The sequence below is a fragment of the Cohaesibacter sp. ES.047 genome (genome assembly GCF_900215505.1).
GTDB lineage: Bacteria > Pseudomonadota > Alphaproteobacteria > Rhizobiales > Cohaesibacteraceae > Cohaesibacter.
This window is the reverse complement of record NZ_LT907844.1, coordinates 4573779-4592997: the sequence shown is the minus strand read 5'-3', so window position 1 is coordinate 4592997 and position 19219 is coordinate 4573779. Positions and strand designations below refer to the sequence as shown.

The window sequence follows — 19219 nt, the reverse complement described above, 5'->3', positions numbered from 1 at the left end:
TATCGGCGTCACTAGGGAAGGCGTCACTAGGGAATGAGCGAAACCGACTGATTGCCGTGGCGCTCAAGCTTGCCTGCCAGATCCAACTCCAGAAGCAACATTTGTACATCTCCGGGCGAAAGGTCCGATTGGCGGACCAGTTCGTCCATGGTGATCGGTGTCGGGCTGAGGATCCTGACAAAGGCGTCTCGCACAGCGCCGCCCGGATCTTCCTCAAGGCGATCGGCTGAGTTCGAGATGTCGCTTTCCTTGATGCTGCCAGCAAGGGGCCGGGAATAGGGCAACTGCTGCGTCAAGCTTGCCAGAATATCTTCGGCGTTGCAGACAAGGCTCGCACCCTGCTTGATAAGATTGTTGGTGCCCTCGGCTCTCGGGTCGAGCGGAGAGCCGGGGATGGCAAAAACCTCGCGCCCCTGTTCCAGAGCATAGCGTGCCGTGATCAGCGTGCCGGACCGCTTTGCTGCCTCGATCACCAATGTACCGGCTGCGACACCGGATATGATCCGGTTGCGGCGCGGGAAATCCTGTGAGCGTCCCTGCCAGTTCCACGGCATTTCAGAAACCAGCAATCCCTGCCGTGCGATATCGTGGGCAAGATCGAGATTTTCCTTGGGGAATATACGATTGAGACCGCCTGCAACCACGGCAATAGTCCCGGTCGAAAGGCTCCCCTGGTGGGCAGCCGTATCGACCCCGCGCGCCAGACCAGAGGCAATGGTGATGCCCTCCGCACCCAGATCATAAGCGAGCATGCGTGCCAGCTTGATGCCGATTGCGGAGCAATTGCGCGATCCGACGATCGAGAGCACGGTTTTCTGGGCCAGTTCGGCTTTTCCCGCAAGGGTCAGGATGGGGGGAGGCGCGTGAATGTGCGCCAGTGCTCTTGGATAGTCCGGCTCGCCGAGCGCGACAAATCGAGCTCCGGATTGATGCACCTGTTGCCATTCCTGTTCGATGTCGCTTGCCGCAGCAATACGAATGGGGCGGCGGGCACCGCCTCGACGCGCCAGATCCGGTGCTTGCTCAAGGGCTTTGCCCGCATTGCCAAAGCAGCGCACCAGATCATGGAAGGTGGCCGGGCCAATGCTTTCTGATCGAATGAGCCTTAGCCAATCAAAGCGCTCTTTGTCGGAGAGACGATGCGGCTCCTGCGCATCCCCAGTCTGGTTGTCGTGTTCGCCGGTTTCATCGCTCTGCATCTGCCCCTCCTTGTTATCCTAGAGAGGTTTTTGTGGTGGCTGTGCCTCGTTTGCCATAGGCTCATTTGTCTCAGAATCGGGTGGCGCTTGCTTTTGGCCGATCTTGCTTTCCGTGCCGTTGGCGAGGTGGTTGATATTGGATTTGTGCTTGAGCCACAAAAGGGCAGCAAGAACGGCAAACAGCTCGGCGAGTTGCCATTCGCCAAATCCGATCATGGCGAACGGCGTGAGGCCACTGGCAATCAGCGCTGACAAAGAGGAATAGCGGGTGATATAGGCGGTGGCGAGCCAGACAAAGCCGAACAGCAAAAAGCCGGGCCAGTAGAGGCCGAGCAGAACACCGAGGAAAGTCGCCACGCCCTTGCCTCCCTTGAAGCCGAGCCAGAAGGGGAAGAGATGGCCCAGAAAGGCACCCATGCCGGCCACGTGGGCGGTTTCGCCGCCCCATTCATTGGCTATGAGAACCGCCAGTGTGCCTTTGAGCAGGTCGCCCAGAAGGGTGAGGGCCGCGACCAGCTTGTTGCCTGTGCGCAGCACATTGGTTGCGCCGATGTTGCCCGAGCCGATCGAGCGGACATCGCCCAATCCGGCAAAGCGGGTCAGGATGAGGCCGAAGGGGGTCGAGCCAAGAACGTAGCCAAAGATCAGGGCCGTGATCAGATATGGCAGGGAATGGCTCCAGGTGATGGGATCCGGCATGTCATTCGTCCTTCGGTCAGTGAGGACCGGGTAGAGATTGCCCGGTCCTTCGTCATCAACATACTACAGGCTATCAGCTGGGATCGAAATGGTGAACCTGCTGACCATCGACGTAGGTTTGAAGGGTCCGGCCATTCAGCCGTGCCTGGTGAAAGGCGGTGTTCTTCGACCGGGAGCGCAACTCGTCGCGATCCATGACCCAAGGAACCTCCGGATCAAAGACGATGATATCTGCCGGACTTCCCGGGCTTAGGGTGCCCGATGGCAGTCCCAGAAGCTTGGCGGGCGTGCAGGAAAGCGCCTTGAAGGCCTGCATCAAGGTCAATTGTTCGCTGTGGATAAGGCGCATGGCCGCCGAGAGCATGGTTTCAAGACCGACTGCTCCGTCCGCACATTCCGCGAAGGGATGGCGTTTGGTATCCACGTCTTGAGGATCATGGGCGGAGACAATCACGTCAATGGTGCCGTCGGCAACACCCTCGATCATGGCTTGCCGTTCCTCTTCGCTGCGCAACGGGGGCGACATCTTGTAGAAGGTCCGATAGAGGCCAATGTCGTTTTCATTCAGCGTGAGATGGTTGATCGAAACCCCGCACGTCACGTTGAGCCCCTTGTCTTTGGCGCGGCGAATGATATCGAGGCTTTCGGCGCAGGAGATCTGTCCTGCGTGATAGCGGCAGCCAGTAAGCTGGGCAAGGCGCACGTCGCGGGCCACCATGATGGTTTCTGCCTCGGACGGAATGCCGGGAAGGCCAAGGCGGGTGGAGGTTTCGCCAAGGTTCATCACGCCGTTGCCGACCAGATCGGGATCTTCGGGATGATGGACGACGAGGGCTCCGAAATCGTTGGCATAGGTCATCACCCGGCGCATGATCTGGGCGTTGGTGATGGCGCGCCGACCGTTGGACAGCGCGACGGCACCGGCTTGGAGCATCAGGCCGATTTCGGTCATTTCCTTGCCAGCGAGACCCCGTGTCATGGCGGCGTAGGGCTCGACGTGAACACGGGCGGTGTCACGGGCGCGGCGTTTGATGAAATCGACAAGAGCGATGTCGTCGATGACCGGATCCGTGTCTGGCATGCAGGCCATGGTGGTCACGCCACCGGCCGCAGCCGCGCGGCTGGCGCTTTTGAGTGTTTCGCGGTGCTCTGCTCCCGGTTCGCCGGTCGTGACCTGCATGTCGACAAGGCCGGGGCTTGCGATTTTGCCGCCGCCATCGACACGCAAGATGTCGGTTGGCAGTTGTGCACCAACGTTGGCGCCGATGGCCTTGACCTTGCCGTCTTCAACCAGAATGGCGCCGCGTTCGTCGAGCCCGGTGGACGGGTCGAGCAGGCGCACGTTGGTGAGCGCAAAGGGGGCTTGGTTCTTCTCAGGCATTGTCTTGTCCCTATTCCTGCTCGACGGGGCCGAATTCGATGGTGTTCTTGGCGAGGGTCTCGATAACCGCCATGCGGACCGCTACCCCCATTTCCACCTGTTCGTGAATGACCGAGCGGCCAGAATCTGCAACCGAGCTGTCGATTTCGACGCCGCGGTTCATCGGGCCGGGGTGCATGACGATGGCGTCTTGCTTGGCGCAGGAGAGCTTGTCTTCGTCCAGACCATAGAAGTGGAAATACTCGCGGATCGAGGGGACAAAGGCTCCGCTCATGCGTTCAAGCTGCAGGCGGAGCATCATGACGACATCTGCCCCGTCCAGCCCCTTGCGCATGTCCTGAAAGCATTTGACGCCCATGGCTTCCACGTTGGCGGGCAAAAGCGTCGTCGGAGCAATGAGCCGGATTTCCGCGCCCATGGCCGACAACAGAAGGATATTGGAGCGGGCAACGCGCGAGTGGAGAATGTCGCCGCAGATGGCAACCACGAGATTGTCGAACCTGCCCTTGTGCCGGCGGATGGTCAAGGCATCGAGCAGCGCCTGCGTGGGGTGCTCGTGGGCGCCGTCCCCTGCGTTGATCACCGAGCAGCCGACCTTGCGGGCCAGCAGTTGCGGGGCTCCTGCTGCCGCGTGACGCACCACCAGAATATCCGGATGCATCGCGTTGAGCGTCAGGGCTGTGTCGAGGAGGGTCTCGCCTTTGGAGACGGCGGAGTTTTTCACCGCCATGTTCATCACGTCCGCGCCGAGCCGTTTTCCGGCCAGCTCGAAGGAGCTTTGTGTGCGGGTGGATGCTTCAAAGAAGAGATTGATTTGTGTGCGGCCCTTGAGGACCGTTTTCTTCTTTTCAACCTGCTGGGAGATTGTCACGGCTTCTTCAGCCAGATCAAGCAGGTTTGTGATTTCCGGAGGGGTTAGCCCGTCAATTCCGAGCAGATGGCGGTGCGCAAATGCCACGATCTTCGTCCTAGCGTTGTCTGAGGTTTCGCTAGATGTAGAGCTATAGGTGGAGTCGGCTTCTGTCGCAAGAGGCTGAGAGGAAAGTTCGTGATTTGTGGCGCCAAACGCTGCGCTTCTGTCTGGTGTCCGGAAGCTTCGCTGTGATCAACTGAGCTGAAGAGCGCGCACGAGCATGAGCCAGAGCGGGATGGTAAAGGCAGAAAGCAAGGTTTGCCAGGTCACAATGGCGGCAATCAACGGTGCGTTGCCCCCCATCTTTCTGGCGAGCACATAGCTGTTCATGGCTGTGGGAACTGCGGTGCAAATGATCAGCACTTCGAGCGGCTCGCCGCCAAGGCCAAACAGCACGCCAAAGCCGACCGTGAGGGCTGGCATGCCAATGAAGCGCAAGGCGGTTGCGAACCAGACATCGATCACCGGCGGGAAGGCATGGCGCAGGCGCAGGCCCGAGCCGACGATCAGCAAGGCGCAGGCAAGACCGGCGCGTCCCGCAATATCAATCGTTGAGGCAATCGGATCCCAGAGCGGGATGTCCAGAAGGTTCACCGAGAGACCAGCAACAGAGGCCAGAATGAAAGGGTTCTTTGCAATGTTGAGGAGTACCGAAGACAAGCTGGCCTTTTTGTCGGACAGGAAAACCGCCATCATCGCGACAATGATGATGTTGATGAGCGGGATCATGGCCGCCATGGCAACCGCAACCAGAGCCATGGCGTCGTTGCCATAGGCTTTCTGGACAATGGCCAGCGCAATGAACCCGTTCCAGCGCAATACCCCCTGATAGATCGACGTGTAAGAGGGATTGTCGACCGAGTAGCCATTCTTGAGCAGCGGGAAGAGCGCCAAGAGGATTGCCGCCATCACCAGAATGGCCAGAACCAGGGCAAAGGTCATTTCGCCCCACGGTACCGTTTGCAGATCGGCCCTGTAGAGCGAGTTGAAGATCAGCGCCGGGAAGAACAGCCAGTAGGAAATCGTCTCGACACCACCCCAGCTGTCCTCCGGAATGAGCCCGCTGCGGCGCATGAAGAGGCCAAGGCCGACAAGGAAGAAGGTGGGTATGATGGCTTCGATGATGATATACATGGAAGGGCTTCCGCCGTGCGGTCTTGAGGGCTGGGCTTGTCAGGTCGCGTCGGGATCCTCATCCAAATCCGGATTGTCATCCAAGGAGGAAGAGGGAGAGAGACGGGCGCGATCAAGCGCGCCTTGAAGAATGTAGGATGCGGCCATCTTGTCAACCACTTCGCCGCGCCGTGCGCGCGAGGCATCGGCATCAAGCAGGGTGCGTGTCACCGCGACCGTCGAGAGGCGCTCATCCCAGAAACTCATTGGGATCGGCTCTTGCTCTCTTTCGCGCCACAAGTCCCTTAGCGACAGGTAAAAGTCGCGGGTGGCCTGTGAGCGCGGGCCTTCGGAGCCGTCCATATTGAGCGGTAGTCCCAGAACGAGCCCGCCCACATTATGCTCGGTGCAGAGGGCAATGAGCCGCTCGGCATCCTGTGCGAATTTCTTGCGCTGGATGGTTTCAATCGCGCTGGCGATCACGAGGCCCGTGTCAGAGACGGCCACGCCAATTGTTTTGGTGCCCAGATCAAGGCCCATCAGGCGCTGACCGCGCTTAAGGCCTGCGATCAGGTCGTGAAGCGCAATGTCGATTGGCGCTTTTTTCTTTTTCTTGCGGGCCATGGATTGGGTCTCTCGTCAATGAATGAGATCGTTGTGGCTTGTTGCGCCTGTAACTTCAACAGAATAATTCGTCTTTGGGGGCGTCACAGGCGGCAGCAAAGGCTGTGAGATAGGCCTGCACTCTGGCTTTTTGCTCCGGCTCGCGCATGACTTGGGCGACTTCATCGGGCGATGCCTTCATCAGTTCGAATCGTTCGAAGATGTCGGGCTCAAATCGGCTGGTTATTGTCGGCAGCACCAGCCGCAATGTGGCGAGCATATCATCTCCCCGGTGAGAGGCATGCAAGAGCGCTACGGGCTTGTCGATGATCTGGTCGCCTGACACAAGCCAATCAATGGCATTCTTGAGGCCGCCGGGCAGGGTGCGTACATATTCCGGACTGGAAATGATGATGCCGTCACAGGCTGCGACGGCAGCCTTGAAGGCGGCAACGGTCGGTGGCAAAGGGTCGGCTTCAAGGTCTGGTGAGAAGACAGGCAATGTGCCCAGAGCGTCAAAGACCGTGACGTTGATGCCATGAGGAGCGACGTCGCGGACGGAACGGAGTAGGGCTGTGTTGGTCGATTGCCGACGTGCACTCCCGGAGATGGCGAGGATGCTGAACGGAACGGATCGCTGTGCGTTTTGCTGCGTCATTGCAATAACCTTGTTCGGGCGGGAGGGCGATCACGATGTGCTTTCTTCTTGCCCCGATTCTGAACGCGCTGTCGCTGGCTTTTCGTGGCGAATGGACAGCAAATGGGGAAAATGGGCACATTCCTTGACGCCTTGGTGACTTTCGTGCGGGCTTTGGGCCGTTGGGGAGTTGCGCGGCTTTCTTTACCAATGCTATAGCCGTTATCGAGTGAGACAAGACTCATGAAGTCCGGCGCATTGCGCGCGCTCCTATTGGCGCACACCGGACCATTACTCGGAAGGCTTTTATCGATGTCAATTGATAAGGACACGGTCAAGCGCGTGGCGCGTCTCGCCCGCCTGTCCGTTACGGAAGACGAGGCAGAGAGCCTCAAGGGTGAACTCAATTCCATTTTGAATTGGGTTGAAATGCTCAATGAGGTTGATGTGGATGGCGTCGAACCCATGACGTCCGTCGTTAATCAGGAGATGAAGAAGCGTCAGGATGTCATCAATGATGGCAATTATGCTGACCGGGTTGTCTCCAATGCTCCCGCGTCTGAAGACAATTATTTCATGGTTCCCAAGGTGATCGAATAGTCCGTGGACCGGTGCTGGTGCAAACCGGTGCCCGATCAGAACCCCGACTTGAAATTGATCGGGATCTAGGAAAGCTGAGCTTTTCGATCCTGCAAAAGATGAGGACAGCCGCGTGACAGATCTCACGGCTTTGACGATTGCAGAGGCCCGCGACGGGCTGGCAAAAAAAGAATTCACCGCGACCGAGCTGACGACAAGCTACATCAAGGCGATTGATGGCGCTGATGAGCTTAATGCCTTCATCACCAAGACGCCGGACAAGGCGCTGGAGATGGCGGCCGCTTCCGATGCACGGCTTGCCAAAGGTGAGGGCGGGGCGCTTGAAGGTATTCCGCTCGGCATCAAGGACCTTTATTGCACCAAGGGCGTCGGGGCTTATGCCTGCTCGCACATCCTTGATGGGTTCACGCCGGAATATGAAAGCACGGTGACACAGAATCTGTGGGACGCTGGGGCTGTCATGCTGGGCAAGCTCAACATGGACGAATTCGCCATGGGCTCGGCCAACGAGACAAGTTATCTCGGGCCGGTCAAGAACCCTTGGCGGGCGACGGGCGAAAGCGTCGATCGCGTGCCCGGCGGCTCTTCGGGCGGGTCTGCTGCTGCGGTGGCTGCGCGCCTTTGCGCCGGGGCAACGGCGTCTGATACGGGTGGTTCCATCCGTCAGCCAGCGGCCTTCACCGGCACTGTGGGCATCAAGCCGACCTATGGTCGTTGCTCGCGCTGGGGCATGATTGCGTTTGCCTCCTCGCTTGATCAGGCCGGGCCGATCACTCGCACCGTGCGCGATGCGGCCATCATGCTCAAGAACATGGCGTCGATTGATCCCAAGGACACCACCAGCGTCGATCTGCCGGTTCCCGATTACGAAGCGGCTTTGACGGGCGATATTCGCGGCATGAAGGTTGGTATCCCGAAGGAATATCGCGTTGACGGTATGCCTGAGGAAGTCGAAGCCAACTGGCAGCAAGGCATCAACTGGCTGAAGGAAGCCGGCGCCGAGATCGTCGAGATCTCGCTGCCGATGACCAAATATGCGCTGCCTGCCTATTATATCGTGGCACCGGCCGAGGCCTCTTCGAACCTTGCGCGTTATGACGGCGTGAAATACGGCCTGCGCGTTGATGGCGACGACATTATCGACATGTACGAGAAGACCCGTGCAGAGGGCTTTGGGGATGAGGTCAAGCGCCGCATTCTCATCGGGACCTATGTGTTGTCGGCTGGCTATTACGATGCCTACTATCTGCGCGCCCAGAAGATCCGGACCCTGATCAAACAGGATTTCGAGAAGGCGCTTCAGACCGTCGACACCATCCTGACGCCGGCAACACCATCGGCTGCATTCGAGCTGAACAAGAAAGTCACCGATCCGGTCGAGATGTATCTCAATGACATCTTCACCGTCACGGTGAACATGGCCGGGCTGCCGGGTATTTCCATTCCTGCTGGCACATCGGACAAGGGATTGCCGCTCGGTCTCCAACTCATTGGCAAGGCCTTTGACGAGGAAACACTGTTCCGCACCGCTGGCGTTCTTGAAAATGCTGCGGGCATCATGGAAGCACCAGCCAAGTGGTGGTAGAGAACGGAGCCGAGAGACACGCAATGCGCAAGCCTGAAGAATGCACGGAAAAGGCTCATATCCGCGAGGAAATCGACAGGATCGACAAGTCCCTTGTCGCTCTGTTTGCTCAGCGGGATGCCTATGTGCGACGCATGGCAGAGATCAAGAGCGATCCCAGTGAGGCGCGGGTGGAAGCCCGCGTCAAGGATGTGCTCGACAAGGTGCTTGCCGAGCTTGAAGCTGTCGATCTGGCCCCTGATCTCTACATGCAGTTCTGGGAAGAACTCATTGAAGTCAATATCGACTACGAGGCTGCGACCATCGCTGCCCGTCTGGCTGATAAGAATGATACACCCGGCGCTTAAGCGCTGGCCGATTGTGAAGTGAGCGGCTCTTCTGAGCGCTCCGCAAGATCCGAGGACGAAAACATGGCTGAAGCGTCCAGCAAACTGATCAAGGGAGCCACCGGCGACTGGGAAGTCGTTGTGGGTATGGAAATCCATGCCCAGGTCTCCTCTGAAGCGAAATTATTTTCCGGCTCTGCAACCGAGTTCGGTGGCGAAGCGAACAACCATGTGAGCTTCGTTGATGCGGCGATGCCTGGCATGTTGCCGGTCATCAACGAGGAATGCGTGCGTCAGGCCATTCGGACCGGTCTGGGCCTCAAGGCCAAGATCAACAACCGGTCGCTGTTTGACCGCAAGAACTATTTCTACCCCGATCTGCCGCAGGGCTATCAGATCTCGCAATATAAGGATCCGATCGTCGGCGAAGGCGTGGTCATTCTCGACATGCTCGATGGCGAACGGATCGAGGTGGGAGTGGAACGCCTCCATCTGGAGCAGGATGCGGGTAAGTCGATGCATGATCAGCATCCGACCATGTCCTTCGTGGACCTCAACCGCTCCGGTGTTGCGCTGATGGAGATCGTCTCCAAGCCTGATATCCGGTCGGCAGATGAAGCCAAGGCCTACATGACCAAGATGCGCACCATCCTGCGTTATCTGGGCACTTCGGACGGCAATATGGAAGAAGGCTCCATGCGCGCGGACGTCAACGTGTCCGTGCGCCGCCCTGGAGACGAGCTTGGGACACGCTGCGAGCTCAAGAACATGAACTCGATCCGCTTTATTGGGCAGGCGATTGATTTTGAGGCCCGTCGCCAGATAGCGATTCTGGAAGACGGCGGCTCTATTGATCAGGAAACGCGCCTCTATGATCCCAAGAAGGGCGAGACCCGTTCCATGCGATCCAAGGAAGAGGCGCATGACTATCGCTACTTCCCCGATCCTGATTTGCTGCCGCTTGTATTCGATGACGCCTATGTGGCCGAGTTGAAGCAAGGTCTGCCCGAGCTGCCCGATGACAAGCGCGAGCGGTTCATTACCAAGCTGGGCCTCAAGCCCTATGATGCATCGGTGCTGGTGTCTTCCAAGCGTCTTGCTGACTTCTTCGAAAAAGTCTCTTCGGGACGCGATGCGCAGCTTGCTGCTAATTGGGTCATCAACGAGTGGCTGGGCCGGTTGAACAAAGAAGGCATGGATATCGAACAAAGCCCGATTTCTGCCGATCAGCTGGGCAAGATCGTTGACCTTATCAAGGCTGGTGATATCTCAGGCAAGATTGCCAAGGATCTGTTCGAAATCGTCTGGACAGAGGGTGGGGACCCTGCCGAGGTGGTTGAAGCCAAGGGCATGAAGCAGGTCACTGATACTGGTGCCATTGAGGCCATCATCGACGAGATCATTGCCAACAATCCCGATCAGGTCGAGAAGGTCAAGGACAAGCCGGGTCTTATCGGCTGGTTTGTCGGTCAGGTGATGAAAGCCTCTCAGGGCAAGGCCAATCCGCAGGCTGTGAACCAGATCCTGAAGGAAAAACTCGGGCTTTGAGGTCCATTCCGGTTTTGCATATTTGACAAGAAAGGGCGCAATGATGGTTGCGCCCTTTTGTCGTTTTACGGTGGGGTGGAATATGTTGGCGGTCAAAGCCAGGCAACCTTCCGGCGTTCTACTGAGTAGAAAAGACCAATGTGATGCTATATAGTTATGGCGATAACTAATTTGTGCCCCCTGATCCCCTTGGACTTTCCCACCGGGTGACAGGGGCCGACTGGAATGAGGACCAAACATGATTTTACTAGTTGTCGGTGTGCTGCTGTGGTCGCTTGTGCATCTGTTTCCCGTATTCATGCCCACGGTGCGGGCCGGGCTTATCGACCAAATGGGAGAGAAAGCCTATCGCGGCATCTTTGCACTGCTGATTTTTGCCTCTCTGGGCCTTATCATCTTTGGGTGGCGAAGTGTCGAGGTTGGTTACGATCTCTTTGACGGGTATGGGTTGCACCATATTACCTATGGTCTGGTGTTGATCGCGATCATCCTGTTCGGTGCAGCCAAGGCACCGAGCCGTATTCGGCTTTATCTGCGCCATCCGATGCTGACCGGCGTGCTGCTTTGGGCCATCGGCCATCTTCTGGTCAACAACGACCCGCGATCGCTGGTGCTCTTTGGTGGCATGGCGCTGTGGTCCGTTGTCTCGATCCTCGGGATCAATCACCGTGACGGGGCCTATGTGCCGCCGGAGGTCAAAAGCTGGGGCAGAGAGGTGCGCATTGTGCTGATTTCGGTCGTCGTTTATGTCGCGCTGGTGTTTGGCCATCCTTACTTTACCGGCGTGCCTCTTTTCTGAGGGCCTGCTGGGTTTCTGGCCAGTTTGAATTTCGTCTGATACAAACAAAACCAGTCTCCGTACGGAGGCTGGTTGTTACGAGTTTCGCGCTCCTCTCCCTGAAATGCTGCTCTCGAGGTCTGTCAAATGAAGTCAAAGCTGTTTTCGCCAATTTCCATTGGTAAGCTTTCGCTGTCCAACCGGATTGTTATTGCTCCGATGTGTCAATACTCCGCCGAGGATGGCCAAATGAGTGATTGGCACCTCATCCATCTGGGAACCCTTGCCAATTCAGGAGCAGGGGCGCTGACCATCGAAGCCACCGCAGTGACCCCGGACGGTCGCATCAGCTATGGCGACGTCGGGCTCTATGATGATGACTGCGAAAAAGCCATGGGGCGGGTGCTGGACGGTGTGCGGCGCTGGTCGGGTATGCCGCTGGTGATTCAGCTTGGCCATGCTGGGCGCAAGGCGTCTTCTCAAAAGCCTTGGGATGGCGGCGGGCAGATTGCTCCGAACGCCCCCAATGGCTGGCAGACGGTCGCGCCGAGCGCTGTTCCCTATCTGCCCGAGCATGTGGCACCCGAGGCGCTGGATGATGACGGACTGGACCGACTGCGCACGGCCTTCCGCGATGCGGCGGTCCGCGCCGGCCGCCTTGGTCTTGACGGGATTCAGATCCATGGGGCGCATGGCTATCTGCTGCATCAGTTTCTATCGCCGCTTTCCAACCACCGCACGGATGCCTATGGCGGCTCCCTTGAAAACCGGATGCGGTTTCCGCTGGAGATCTTCGAGATTGTTCGCGAGGCTTTCCCGGCTGAGCGCCCGGTGACGGTTCGCTTGTCCGGAACCGATTGGGTCGAGGGGGGATGGAGCATCGAAGAGACGGTTTCGCTCTCCAAGGCGCTCGAGGCGGCTGGAGCCGATGCCATCGATGTCTCAGGTGGCGGCCTGTCGCCTGACCAGACTCTCGTGGTGGGCCCCAATTATCAGGTGCCCCTTGCACGCGCCGTGAAGGAAGCGGTCGGCATTCCAGTCGCTACGGTCGGGTTGATCACCGAGTTTGAGCAGGCCGAGGGGATTTTGACCACCGGAGATGCGGATCTCATCGGAATTGCCCGAGCGGTCCTCTATGATCCTCGCTGGCCATGGCATGCCGCAGCGCATTTCGGTGATCCGATTTCTGCTTCGAACCAGTATCTGCGCTGTGCCCCGCGCCGGTTCAGTCATCTGTTTGGCTGACGATGAACGAGAGGATGGACAAGGCATTATGACACCGACGATCAGGCAAGCGCGCCGCGAGGACGTGGCGATCATTGTTGCGATGCTGGGGGATGACTTTCTTGGAAAGGGACGCGAGCGCAGCGAGGATCTTGCACCCTATCTGCAAGCCTTCGATGCCATTGCGAGCGATCCCAACAACACCATCTATGTTGCCTGTGATCCGGACGGCGCGGTGGTCGGCACATTTCAGCTTGTCTATATGCAGGGGCTATCCCTGTCTGCCTGCAAACGCGCTGAAATCGAGGCTGTCCGCGTGCACGCCTCAGTGCGCGGGCAGGGCGTTGGGAGGAAGATGTTTGCCTGGGCCATCGAGAAAGCCCGGAATGATGGCTGCGGCTTGATGCAGCTGACCACGAACAAGAAGCGCACGGACGGTCAGCGCTTTTATGACCAACTGGGGTTTGAGGCCACTCACGTCGGATTCAAGATGATGTTCTAGTCATGTGTGTTCTCATCAGGCCTTCGTTTCAGCCTGCGCCGGGTGTATCGGCGCGGGCTTTTTTGTGCCTCAAGGGAGCTGCTTTTTCTTGTGCATTCTTAGGAACGGCTTGTTGAAAAGATGAGCTATGGTTTCTCAATGGTTAGGGCGTTTGTTCATGTTTGCTGAGAATTTGATTTGGTTTTCGCGGCAAGCCGCCAATTTCAAGGTTGAGGAAAGGTAAAGTTTACAGTGATATAACCTTTTGTTTTCAATGCGGTAACCAATGTTTTTTACGTCGAATTGAGGGATTTCTTCCAACATTGAACTCATCAAACGGACGCTTTCGTCCAGAAACCAAGGGGCTCGAAAAGCCCGGTGAAATGAGTTGAAACGGGGATAAACAAAATGGCACGCATCGAATTCGACAGCGCCGAATTGAACGGGATCGGCACCGAAGCAACCGGCGAGGTTTTCTTTCAGCTGGGACTTTCCTACTCCATCGGAGAACGCGGTGAGCCCAATCTGATCGCAGCGCACAAGTGGTTCAATCTGGCTGCCATGAAGGGCAATGACGAAGCGGCTGTTCGTCGTCAGGAGCTGGCTTGCGAAATGTCGAAGGCTGATGTGTCGAAAGCACAGCGCGAAGCCCGCGAGTGGATTCGCTTGCACTAACTCATCGTCACATGCCGGAATGCGGACAGGGCAAAAAGGGCCGCACCTGCATAGCCTGATCACAGGCACCTAAAGACGATGGGAACAATAGATGAAATCTATTCTGTAACGGGTACCAGACCACTGGTGCCCGTTTTTTATTTGCCTGCCTTTTCCCCTCAGTGCGCCGAGAGCGTCAGGGCCTCGGTGATCTGGTGCATGCCGGGCTGACCGTGAATGTAGCCGTTGACGAAGCTGTGCTCAGGCATCAGTTCGGCGATTTTGGCCCGCGCTTCCGCTGGTTCCATATCAGTGTTCATGACCGCGCGGAAAATCTTGGCGACTGCCACCATGTCGCCGGTGTGTGGCGAGAGGCGAAAAGCCCCGATGCCGCTTTCTGCCAAGGTCGACAGTTCTTCAAGCAGAAGTTGGACGCCGTAGGACATGGTCTGAATGCCATTCACCGCGAGGAAAGGCTGGCCAGCAAGGCTGTTGACTGCGCGACCATCAGGATCCTGATCGCAGACAAAACGGCAGCTGTCTTTTGACAGGTGATGCAAGCGTGCGTGATAACAGCGGGCAGAGAGGGCAAGCGGCAAGCGACCGAAGACCTGAATCTCGTAGGTTGGCTCGGGCGCATGACGGATCAACTCGGCAGCCGTCTCTGCAGGTACTTCTGGCGGCAGGACAAAGCGGGTTGCACCGCGGTCGGTCAGCGACTTGATGGTCGCCTCGTTGTAGATGTTGACATAGGGGCCGACCACGAAGGGCCTGTTCTTCAAGAAGGCGAGGGCGGTCAGGTCGTTGGCCTCAACGGTCAAAAGATCCTGTTCGCATTGTTCCTGAAGGGCCTTGCGCTCCGGCTTTGTGGTCACGAGGGCAAGGGTCGAGAGTATCACCTTCTTGCCAGCCGATTCGAGCCGTTCGAGAACCTCGGGCAGGATCTTGTTGCGAAACGGCAGGCGCTTTGAGCAGACGGCCTCTCCGACATAGATCAGATCAAGGTCGGCTTCATCGGCCATGCGGAAATAGAAATCCCGCCAGTCGTCCTCGGACCAGTTGAAAAGGCAGGGTCCAAGTGTCAGTTCGGCTGTGTTCATGAGTTTGTCTCCCCGTTATCGCCAGGTCTTCTGATAGGAGCCCTTGGTCGACTTCTGGCCTTCAGTCAGTGGTGCGAGCAGATCGTCGAGATCGACCTGACGGTCGCTGGCAACGGCATCGACCGCCTGCCGGAAACTCTTGACAACCTGTGCCATATAGGCCTTGCCGCGCTGGCGGCCTTCGATCTTGAGTGCCGTGACGCCTGCCTTCTGCAATTGGGGCAGAATATGCGCGGCATTGAGGCTGACCGGATCTTCAAACACATAGCCAATCTCACCTGCCGACTCGAACCTTCCCTTGCACAGGGTCGGATAGGCTGCGGCTTCCCCTTTGGGAGACTGGTTGATGGTTATGCCTTCCAGACGGCTTTCGAGCTGGCCGTTGTGCTCTTCATATTGCACCGAGCCGGGAGGGGAGCAGACCCCATTGATGTTGGGTGATTTGCCGGTGCAGTAGGAGGAAAGCGAGCAGCGGCCTTCCGCCATGACGCACAGGCCGCCGAAAATGAAGACCTCGGTTTCGCAGGTGATGTCGGCATTGATGGTCGCAATTTCTTGCACCGTCAGCACACGAGGCAGAACCACCCGCTGGACGCCGAACTCGCTGGCGTAATAGTTGATCATGTCCGGGTTGGCGGCGGCCGCCTGAACAGAGAGATGGACGCGCAAATCCGGATGGGTGCTCGCTGCATAATCCAGCATGCCCAGATCGGCCAGAATGATCGCGTGGGCGTCGGACCGAGCGACCTCGTCAATGGCGTTGCGCCACAACTCGGTTCGGCCTGCCTGCGCAAATGTGTTGACCGCAATCAGCACCTTGGCGTTCCGCCGGGCGGCATAGTCGATGCCTTGATGCATTTCCTTGATCGAGAAGTTCAGACCGGGGAAGTTGCGGGCGTTTGTCTCATCCCGAAAGCCACAATAGACGGTGTCCGCTCCTGCATCGACGGCAGTGCGCAGGGCAGCCGGCGTGCCTGCGGGACAGACAAGTTCCATGGCGTTGTTGGTCATTTCATGCCTTTTAAAAGTTTCGAAATCAGGAGCGTCAGCGCGAGCGGTTTTTGGAGGGCGTTCAGGTCGGGTAGGCCCCCGGCATTGGAGCGGAGGCAGCATCTGCATGCGCCGGGCCGCTTGAACGGGTGAAGCTGCTGTTGCGCAAGGCGTCGAGCAGGGTCTTGCCGCCGGTTTCAAGCGGTTGGCTGAACGGACCGGCAATCGAGGCGCACTCGTGAATGAAGTCGATCTCCGCATCATCAAGTGCATTGCGCAGGGCCAAGACCGCCTCTGTGTCGCCTTCGATGGAAAGATCGCGCGAGAAGAACAGCGCGTCGCCGTCCTCCTTGCCATCGAGCAGATTGAGCAGGGAGAGGAAAGGCGCCGTTACCGTCACATCGCGATTGGCAAAGCTCTCGATTGAACGGGACAGCCGGATCTGCACGCGCCCGTCGTAAAAGGTGATCCGCGCGACCCAGTCGAGATCAGTGGGGACAACCACAAAGGATTTGTCGGCATAGTCGCCCAACCGATCAAAAAACTCGGGGTGCTGGGTCGCGACGCGGTCCGCTGCGGTTGCGATCAGTCGTTCCAGAGGCACTAGCGGCAGGAATTGTGTGAGCCGCGCAACGACGGGTGGGAAGTTGCGCACCGTTCCTTCAGTCATTCTTTGGGTTCTCCGGGTATGATTCATGGCCCGTTCGGGGCAGCCCAATGCAATCTGAACACAGGCCATCGCATTCATTATAACGAGCAAAGCTGAGATCGGCGCTATGGGTCCATGCGCCAAAATGGCGCAGGTAAATACCCTTATGTAATTATTCTAAGCAATTGTTATAAATAGGCAAAAATCGGATTTTAGCGATTTTTTAAGGTCAAACTGGTTCTAATTACTTGTTATTAGAACCGAATTGTTGACTTGAAATGGAATTCATTAGGCCATGTCATTTGAGGATAAGTCATGAAAGAGGTCTTTTTTGATCCCAATGAGCTGATTGTTTCAAAGACCGATCTGACGGGGCGGATCACCTACGCCAATGCCTTGTTCTGTGAGGTCTGTGGCTACAGGTTCAAAGAACTGATGGGCCAGCAGCACAGCATCGTGCGTCATGCAGACATGCCAAGGGCGGTCTTCAAGCTGCTTTGGGACCGGTTGGCCTTGCGCCATGAGGTGTTTGCCTTTGTCAAAAACCGCACCAAGCAGAATGATTTCTATTGGGTCTTTGCCCACATTACCCCGAGCATCAATTCCAAGGGGGAGGTCGTGGGGTATCATTCCGCACGTCGGGCGCCTGATCACGATCTGATCCGGACGCATGTGGAGCCGCTCTACAGGCAATTGATCGAAGAAGAAAGAAGCCAGACCAATCGAAAGCAGGGCCTCATCCGATCGTCTGCTTTGCTCGAGCGGGTTGTTGCCGACAACGCAGTGTCCTACGACGATTTTGTTTTCAAGATCAAGGGTGCGGCCTGATTGCGCTCGGTGGCGTTGGGATCGTCGCCAAAACGGCATCGGTTGAAATGTCTTCCATTGGCCGGATTGCTCCGGATTAAAAAGAAGTGGCGGACAATGACGCAAAAACCGTGCCGTATCAATCTTTCCTCTTTGCAAGGCGCGATAACCGTGGTAGTGACCAGCGTCAACTTCTAGCAAAAATGCTCCTGTTTCCCACGCCTTCCACCAGCGATTGCCGGGGGAAACGATAGGGGCTTTTATCCTTTTGGCACTGCGTTTGCGCCTGCTTCCCCGCCGCGTAGACCAAACTCAGAGGAACGTTGGCATGGCCATCATCATCGAAACTTCCACCGGTAGCGAGGCGCTCACGTTTGATGACGTGCTGCTGCAGCCTGACCATTCCATCGTCATGCCGGGCGAGGTGAATATCTCGACCAACCTGACCAAGGAAATCGAGCTAAACCTGCCTATTCTTTCCTCCGCAATGGACACCGTATCGGAAGCCAAGATGGCAATCGCCATGGCACAGGCCGGCGGCATGGGGGTCATCCACAAGAACCTGACCGTCGAGGAACAGGCCGAGCAGGTACGACAGGTCAAGAAATTCGAAAGCGGCATGGTCGTCAACCCGCTGACCATCACCCCAGATTACACCGTTTCTGAAGCCAAGGCTCTCACCCGCAAGTTCGGCTTTTCCGGTGTGCCGGTTGTTGAAGGCTCCAAGGATGGCGAGAAAACCGGTCGACTCGTTGGCATCCTGACCCACCGCGATCTACGTTTTGCTTCCGACCCGGATCAGCGCGTTTATGAATTGATGACGCGCGACAATCTCGTCACCGTGACCGAACAGGTCAATCAGGACGAAGCCAAACGCCTTTTGCATCAGCACCGCATCGAGAAACTCTTGGTGGTCGACGACAAGTTCCACTGCGTCGGGCTGATCACGGTCAAGGATATCGAGAAATCCCGCCTCAATCCCAATGCCTGCAAGGACGCTCAAGGGCGTTTGCGCGTTGCCGCCGCCTGTTCGGTGGGGGACAAGGGCTATGAGATGGCTGGTGCCCTGATCGACGCGGAAGTGGATGCGCTGGTGGTCGACACCGCACATGGGCACAGCCAGTCCGTGCTTGATGTGGTCAGTCGCATCAAGAAAGACAGCAATCAGGTTCAGGTCATTGCAGGCAACGTTGCCACCGCCGACGCCACAAAGGCGCTGATCGACGCAGGGGCCGATGCCATCAAGGTCGGCATCGGGCCGGGATCGATTTGCACCACGCGGATCGTTGCCGGTGTTGGCGTGCCGCAGCTGACCGCTGTGATGGATTGCGCCAGAGCTGCCGAGGACTCAGGCGTTCCGGTCATTGCTGATGGTGGTATCAAATATTCCGGCGATCTGGCCAAGGCGCTGGCTGGCGGGGCGAAAGTTGCGATGGTTGGCTCGTTGCTCGCTGGCACCGATGAAAGCCCCGGTGAGGTCTATCTCTATCAGGGTCGTTCGTTCAAATCCTATCGCGGCATGGGGTCCATGGGCGCGATGGCGCGTGGCTCTGCCGACCGGTATTTTCAGGCCGAAGTGCGCGACAAGCTCAAGCTCGTCCCAGAAGGGGTTGAAGGTCAGGTGCCTTACAAAGGGCCGGTCTCGGCCGTTCTGCATCAGCTCGCCGGTGGTCTTCGCGCCGCCATGGGCTATGCGGGTGCCAAGGATCTGCCGGAATTCCGTGAAAAGGCGAAATTCGTCCGCATCTCGTCCGCATCCTTCCGCGAGAGCCACGCCCATGACGTGACCATCACCCGCGAAAGCCCCAACTACGGCACGACGAATTGATGGTTGCGCTTCATTAGGAGCGTATGATTTTTCATGAGGGCTGCGATCACGTTCTGTGATCGCAGCCTTTTTGTTGGTTGCCAAGGGGTTGCATCGGACGGAAG

At 57.6% G+C, this 19219-nt stretch carries 20 protein-coding genes; 10 read left to right on the top strand and 10 right to left on the bottom strand.

Annotation, left to right across the window (positions count from 1 at the left end):
- Positions 1 to 26 precede the first annotated feature (26 nt).
- The 7 genes from dprA to CPH65_RS20995 form a co-directional block, all read right to left on the bottom strand.
- Entirely contained in the window at positions 27 to 1199 is a 1173-nt protein-coding gene (gene dprA / locus CPH65_RS21025) for a DNA-processing protein DprA (RefSeq protein WP_096175656.1), read from the bottom strand.
- 18 nt (positions 1200 to 1217) lie between these two features.
- Positions 1218 to 1898, bottom strand: a complete 681-nt coding sequence (plsY, locus tag CPH65_RS21020) for a glycerol-3-phosphate 1-O-acyltransferase PlsY (RefSeq protein ID WP_096175655.1) — start codon at positions 1896 to 1898, stop codon at positions 1218 to 1220.
- 73 nt (positions 1899 to 1971) lie between these two features.
- On the bottom strand, positions 1972 to 3279 hold the full coding sequence (locus tag CPH65_RS21015) for a dihydroorotase (protein ID WP_096175654.1): 1308 nt from the start codon (positions 3277 to 3279) through the stop codon (positions 1972 to 1974).
- A 10-nt stretch (positions 3280 to 3289) separates the two neighbouring features.
- Positions 3290 to 4237 (bottom strand): aspartate carbamoyltransferase catalytic subunit, encoded by a 948-nt coding sequence (locus CPH65_RS21010; RefSeq protein WP_096175653.1) that lies wholly within the window; start codon positions 4235 to 4237, stop codon positions 3290 to 3292.
- Positions 4238 to 4384: 147 nt separating this feature from the next.
- A complete protein-coding gene (locus CPH65_RS21005) occupies positions 4385 to 5326 on the bottom strand; it encodes an AEC family transporter (protein ID WP_096175652.1) in 942 nt (313 codons plus the stop codon).
- Between the two features lie 39 nt (positions 5327 to 5365).
- Positions 5366 to 5929 carry a Holliday junction resolvase RuvX gene (ruvX, locus tag CPH65_RS21000; RefSeq protein WP_096175651.1) on the bottom strand — a complete coding sequence of 188 codons (564 nt, stop codon included), beginning with the start codon at positions 5927 to 5929 and terminating at the stop codon, positions 5366 to 5368.
- A gap of 55 nt (positions 5930 to 5984) precedes the next feature.
- A complete protein-coding gene (locus CPH65_RS20995) occupies positions 5985 to 6566 on the bottom strand; it encodes an NADPH-dependent FMN reductase (protein WP_096175650.1) in 582 nt (193 codons plus the stop codon).
- A gap of 291 nt (positions 6567 to 6857) precedes the next feature.
- Here CPH65_RS20995 and gatC point away from each other — a divergent pair, with 291 nt between their 5' ends.
- The 8 genes from gatC to CPH65_RS20955 all read left to right on the top strand — a co-directional run bounded on the left by gatC (position 6858) and on the right by CPH65_RS20955 (position 13762).
- Positions 6858 to 7145 (top strand): Asp-tRNA(Asn)/Glu-tRNA(Gln) amidotransferase subunit GatC, encoded by a 288-nt coding sequence (gene gatC / locus CPH65_RS20990; protein ID WP_096175649.1) that lies wholly within the window; start codon positions 6858 to 6860, stop codon positions 7143 to 7145.
- A 112-nt stretch (positions 7146 to 7257) separates the two neighbouring features.
- On the top strand, positions 7258 to 8730 hold the full coding sequence (gene gatA / locus CPH65_RS20985) for an Asp-tRNA(Asn)/Glu-tRNA(Gln) amidotransferase subunit GatA (protein WP_096175648.1): 1473 nt from the start codon (positions 7258 to 7260) through the stop codon (positions 8728 to 8730).
- A 23-nt stretch (positions 8731 to 8753) separates the two neighbouring features.
- Positions 8754 to 9077: a chorismate mutase gene (locus tag CPH65_RS20980; protein ID WP_096175647.1), complete on the top strand. Its 324-nt coding sequence runs from the start codon at positions 8754 to 8756 to the stop codon at positions 9075 to 9077.
- 63 nt (positions 9078 to 9140) lie between these two features.
- Positions 9141 to 10604: an Asp-tRNA(Asn)/Glu-tRNA(Gln) amidotransferase subunit GatB gene (gene gatB, locus CPH65_RS20975; RefSeq protein ID WP_096175646.1), complete on the top strand. Its 1464-nt coding sequence runs from the start codon at positions 9141 to 9143 to the stop codon at positions 10602 to 10604.
- 238 nt (positions 10605 to 10842) lie between these two features.
- Entirely contained in the window at positions 10843 to 11403 is a 561-nt protein-coding gene (locus CPH65_RS20970; RefSeq protein ID WP_096175645.1) for an NnrU family protein, read from the top strand.
- 126 nt (positions 11404 to 11529) lie between these two features.
- A complete protein-coding gene (locus CPH65_RS20965) occupies positions 11530 to 12627 on the top strand; it encodes an NADH:flavin oxidoreductase/NADH oxidase (protein ID WP_096175644.1) in 1098 nt (365 codons plus the stop codon).
- A 28-nt stretch (positions 12628 to 12655) separates the two neighbouring features.
- Positions 12656 to 13108, top strand: a complete 453-nt coding sequence (locus tag CPH65_RS20960; RefSeq protein ID WP_096175643.1) for a GNAT family N-acetyltransferase — start codon at positions 12656 to 12658, stop codon at positions 13106 to 13108.
- 387 nt (positions 13109 to 13495) lie between these two features.
- Entirely contained in the window at positions 13496 to 13762 is a 267-nt protein-coding gene (locus tag CPH65_RS20955) for a hypothetical protein (protein WP_096175642.1), read from the top strand.
- Between the two features lie 158 nt (positions 13763 to 13920).
- On the opposite strand, the gene CPH65_RS20950 is transcribed toward CPH65_RS20955, so the two are convergent.
- The 3 genes from CPH65_RS20950 to CPH65_RS20940 form a co-directional block, all read right to left on the bottom strand.
- Positions 13921 to 14841 carry a U32 family peptidase gene (locus CPH65_RS20950; RefSeq protein ID WP_096175641.1) on the bottom strand — a complete coding sequence of 307 codons (921 nt, stop codon included), beginning with the start codon at positions 14839 to 14841 and terminating at the stop codon, positions 13921 to 13923.
- 15 nt (positions 14842 to 14856) lie between these two features.
- Complete coding sequence (locus CPH65_RS20945; RefSeq protein ID WP_096175640.1) at positions 14857 to 15837, bottom strand: peptidase U32 family protein; 981 nt, start codon at positions 15835 to 15837, stop codon at positions 14857 to 14859.
- Positions 15838 to 15913: 76 nt separating this feature from the next.
- The gene (locus CPH65_RS20940; protein ID WP_157747838.1) at positions 15914 to 16501 is read right to left on the bottom strand and encodes an SCP2 domain-containing protein; all 588 of its coding nucleotides are present in this window, start codon (positions 16499 to 16501) and stop codon (positions 15914 to 15916) included.
- 294 nt (positions 16502 to 16795) lie between these two features.
- Between CPH65_RS20940 and CPH65_RS20935 the strand changes: the two genes are divergently transcribed.
- Complete coding sequence (locus CPH65_RS20935; RefSeq protein WP_096175638.1) at positions 16796 to 17308, top strand: PAS domain-containing protein; 513 nt, start codon at positions 16796 to 16798, stop codon at positions 17306 to 17308.
- Between the two features lie 307 nt (positions 17309 to 17615).
- Positions 17616 to 19115, top strand: a complete 1500-nt coding sequence (gene guaB / locus CPH65_RS20930) for an IMP dehydrogenase (RefSeq protein WP_096175637.1) — start codon at positions 17616 to 17618, stop codon at positions 19113 to 19115.
- Positions 19116 to 19219: the final 104 nt, after the last annotated feature.

Bases quoted from the DNA above. Each gene is read 5' to 3' on its own strand.
- dprA (WP_096175656.1), bottom strand. From the start codon at position 1,199: ATGCAGAGCGATGAAACCGGCGAACACGACAACCAGACTGGGGATGCG.
- plsY (WP_096175655.1), bottom strand. From the start codon at position 1,898: ATGCCGGATCCCATCACCTGGAGCCATTCCCTGCCATATCTGATCACG.
- CPH65_RS21015 (WP_096175654.1), bottom strand. From the start codon at position 3,279: ATGCCTGAGAAGAACCAAGCCCCCTTTGCGCTCACCAACGTGCGCCTG.
- CPH65_RS21005 (WP_096175652.1), bottom strand. From the start codon at position 5,326: ATGTATATCATCATCGAAGCCATCATACCCACCTTCTTCCTTGTCGGC.
- ruvX (WP_096175651.1), bottom strand. From the start codon at position 5,929: ATGGCCCGCAAGAAAAAGAAAAAAGCGCCAATCGACATTGCGCTTCAC.
- CPH65_RS20995 (WP_096175650.1), bottom strand. From the start codon at position 6,566: ATGACGCAGCAAAACGCACAGCGATCCGTTCCGTTCAGCATCCTCGCC.
- gatC (WP_096175649.1), top strand. From the start codon at position 6,858: ATGTCAATTGATAAGGACACGGTCAAGCGCGTGGCGCGTCTCGCCCGC.
- CPH65_RS20980 (WP_096175647.1), top strand. From the start codon at position 8,754: ATGCGCAAGCCTGAAGAATGCACGGAAAAGGCTCATATCCGCGAGGAA.
- gatB (WP_096175646.1), top strand. From the start codon at position 9,141: ATGGCTGAAGCGTCCAGCAAACTGATCAAGGGAGCCACCGGCGACTGG.
- CPH65_RS20970 (WP_096175645.1), top strand. From the start codon at position 10,843: ATGATTTTACTAGTTGTCGGTGTGCTGCTGTGGTCGCTTGTGCATCTG.
- CPH65_RS20965 (WP_096175644.1), top strand. From the start codon at position 11,530: ATGAAGTCAAAGCTGTTTTCGCCAATTTCCATTGGTAAGCTTTCGCTG.
- CPH65_RS20960 (WP_096175643.1), top strand. From the start codon at position 12,656: ATGACACCGACGATCAGGCAAGCGCGCCGCGAGGACGTGGCGATCATT.
- CPH65_RS20955 (WP_096175642.1), top strand. From the start codon at position 13,496: ATGGCACGCATCGAATTCGACAGCGCCGAATTGAACGGGATCGGCACC.
- CPH65_RS20950 (WP_096175641.1), bottom strand. From the start codon at position 14,841: ATGAACACAGCCGAACTGACACTTGGACCCTGCCTTTTCAACTGGTCC.
- CPH65_RS20945 (WP_096175640.1), bottom strand. From the start codon at position 15,837: ATGGAACTTGTCTGTCCCGCAGGCACGCCGGCTGCCCTGCGCACTGCC.
- CPH65_RS20940 (WP_157747838.1), bottom strand. From the start codon at position 16,501: ATGACTGAAGGAACGGTGCGCAACTTCCCACCCGTCGTTGCGCGGCTC.
- CPH65_RS20935 (WP_096175638.1), top strand. From the start codon at position 16,796: ATGAAAGAGGTCTTTTTTGATCCCAATGAGCTGATTGTTTCAAAGACC.
- guaB (WP_096175637.1), top strand. From the start codon at position 17,616: ATGGCCATCATCATCGAAACTTCCACCGGTAGCGAGGCGCTCACGTTT.